This is a genomic window from Luteitalea sp., from assembly GCF_044337415.1.
Taxonomy (GTDB): Bacteria; Acidobacteriota; Vicinamibacteria; order Vicinamibacterales; family Vicinamibacteraceae; genus Luteitalea.
In genome coordinates, this window is the sequence record NZ_JBIINP010000374.1 from 1 (window position 1) to 2,808 (window position 2,808).

General features: G+C 71.7%; 2 protein-coding genes. Both read left to right on the forward strand.

What is annotated here, in order from left to right; genetic code table 11:
• Positions 1–2,108 (forward strand): ATP-binding protein (locus ACIRDX_RS22510; protein WP_396627653.1); only part of this gene is annotated, 2,108 nt, incomplete at its 5' end.
• 53 nt (positions 2,109–2,161) lie between these two features.
• Positions 2,162–2,808 (forward strand): lipoyl synthase (locus ACIRDX_RS22515; RefSeq protein WP_396627654.1); only part of this gene is annotated, 647 nt, incomplete at its 3' end.

Below are 2,808 nucleotides of genomic sequence, written 5' to 3' on the forward strand. Positions count from 1 at the left end.
GCGTGGTCTGGATCGGTACCTACGGCGGCGGCCTGTTCGCCCTGCGCAACGGACGCATCACGGGCGTCTCCACCCGCGATGGCCTGCCCGACGACGTCATCTTCGACGTCATGGAGGACAACCTCGGACGGTTGTGGCTCACCGGGTCGCAGGGCCTCGCGGTGGTCCGGATGACCGACGTGCAGGCGCGCATGGACGGCCGGGGCGGCCCTTTGTCGGTCACCCAGTACGGCCGGGCAGAGGGCGTGCCCGGCAGCGACGGCACGGACGGCAACCAGCCCCTGAGCTGGTTGGGCAAGGACGGCCGCCTCTGGTTCGCCACCGTCGAGGGCCTGGTGATCTTCGACCCCACCGAGATTGCCGACAGGCAGAAGGCGCCCGAGGTCGGCATCGACCAGGTCCGCGTCAACCAGCAGCCGACGGCGCTGAACGAGGTGTCCACGTCGCCGCTGCGGGCGCGTACCCTCGAAGTGACCTACAGCGCGGCCTACCTGATGGGCGGCCGGGCCGTGCAGTACGAGTACCGCCTGAAGGGGCTCGACAGCGCGTGGATCGACGCCGGCACGTCGCGGATCGCCGCCTTCACCAACCTGGCGCCGGGCGACTACTCCTTCGAGGTGCGCGCGCGGGCGCGACGCGGGGCGGCGCCAGGCCCCGTACGCACGCTCACCTTCACCGTACCGGCCCGCTTCTACGAAACCCGCTGGTTCCTCGCCCTCGCGACGGGGCTGCTCGGCCTCGCCATCATCGGCGCCGTGCGCTGGCGCATCGAGCGCCTCCGCGCCGACCAGCAGCACCTGCAGCGCCTGGTCGACGAGCGCACGGCCGCCCTGCGCCACGAGATGCTCGAGCGGGAACGCGCCGAGCGGGAGCGCCGGTTGCTCGACGAGCGCATCCAGCAGGCCCAGCGGCTCGAGAGCCTCGGCGTGCTGGCGGGAGGTGTCGCGCACGACTTCAACAACCTCCTCGTGGGCGTGCTCGGCGAGGCGAGCCTCGCGCTGGCCGAACTGCCGGGCGAGGCCCCGGGACGCCCGCATGTGGAGCGCATCGAACGCGCCGCGTTGCGCGCGAGCGAGCTGACCTCGCAGATGCTCGCCTACTCGGGCCGCGGCCGCTTCATCGTGCTGCCGGTCAAGCTCGAGGGACTGGTCGAGGAAGTGCGGGAACTGCTCGGCTCGGTGATTCCCAAGTCCGTGACCGTGTCGCTCGACTTCCCGCGGCACCTCCCGCTCGTCGCCGGCGACCCCTCGCAGTTGCGACAGGTGGTGATGAACCTGATCACCAATGCGTCCGACGCGATTGGCGACCGTCCCGGGCAGATCCGGATCACCGCCGGGACGCGCACGCTGCGGCCCGGCGAGGCCGCCACTTCGCACCAGCCCGGCGTGTTGGGGCTGACGCCGGGCGATTACGTGTGGCTCGAGGTGCGTGACAACGGGTCGGGCATGGACGCCGACACGCAGGCCCGCATCTTCGACCCCTTCTACACCACCAAGCCCGCGGGTCGCGGCCTCGGCCTGGCCGCCGTCCAGGGCATCGTGCGCAGCCATGGCGGCCGGATCCTGGTCGCCAGCCAGCCGTCGGTCGGCACCACCTTCACGTTGCTGTTCCCGTGCGCCCGTCCGTCGGCCGACCTGCAGCCGCCCCCGAAGGCCGTCGCGCGACGCGAGCCCATGGCGCTGCCCCCGGCGCCGGCCACGCCCGATGCGAAGTTGCCGGCGGCACACATCCTCGTCGTCGACGACGAGCGCCTCGTGCGCGACGTGGCGCGCGTGGCACTGCGGCGCGCCGGCTTCGCCGTCACCGAGGTGCCGACCGGCGAGGATGCCGTGACGACCTTCGACGCCCAGCCAGATGCGTTCGCCGCCATCGTGCTCGACCTGACGCTGCCCGGCATCCAGGGACGGGCCGTGCTCCAGCACGTGCGCGCCCGGCGGCCGGAGCTGCCGATCCTCCTGACGAGCGGGTTCACCGTGGAGGAAGCGGGCGACCTCACCACCGCCCCCCACACGGTGTTCCTGCAGAAGCCGTGGCGGCCCGAGCAGTTGGTCCGGAGCGTGAGGGAACTGGCCGCCGAGCAGGCACCGGTGGCCACCGACCGCGCCTGACCCGCGTGCTACGATGACCGGGTGGGCTCCCGGCCGGGCGCCCGCCATTCCCCATGAGCACCGTCGCCCCGCTTCACGTGATTCGCCCGCGCCAGCCCAAGCCCGAGTGGCTGAAGGTCAAGGCGCCCGGCTCCGAGAACTACCTGCGCCTCACCAAGCTGATGCGGGGCCTCGGGCTGAACACGGTGTGCGAGGAAGCCCGCTGCCCGAACATCGGCGAGTGCTGGCACCACGGCACCGCGACGTTCATGATCCTGGGCGACGTCTGCACCCGCGCCTGCGGCTACTGTGCGGTGGCGCACGGCAAGCCGGCGACGCTCGACCTCGACGAACCTCGCCGCGTGGCGGATGCCGTGAAGGTGCTCGGGCTGAACTACGTGGTGATCACGTCGGTCGACCGCGACGACGTCGCCGATGGCGGATCGGGCATCTTCGCCGAGACCATCACGCGGACGCGGGAACTCATGCCCTCGTGCCGCATCGAGGTGCTGATCCCCGACTTCCAGGGCAAGGCCGATCAGCTGCAGACCGTGCTCGACGCCCGGCCGGACGTGCTCAATCACAACACGGAGACGGTGCCGCGCCTCTACCGCAAGGCGCGCAGCGGCGGCAAGTACGCCCGCACGCTCGAGTTGCTCGAGCGCGCCAAGGCCTACGCGCCGGACATCCCCACCAAGACCGGCGTGATGGTCGGCCTCGG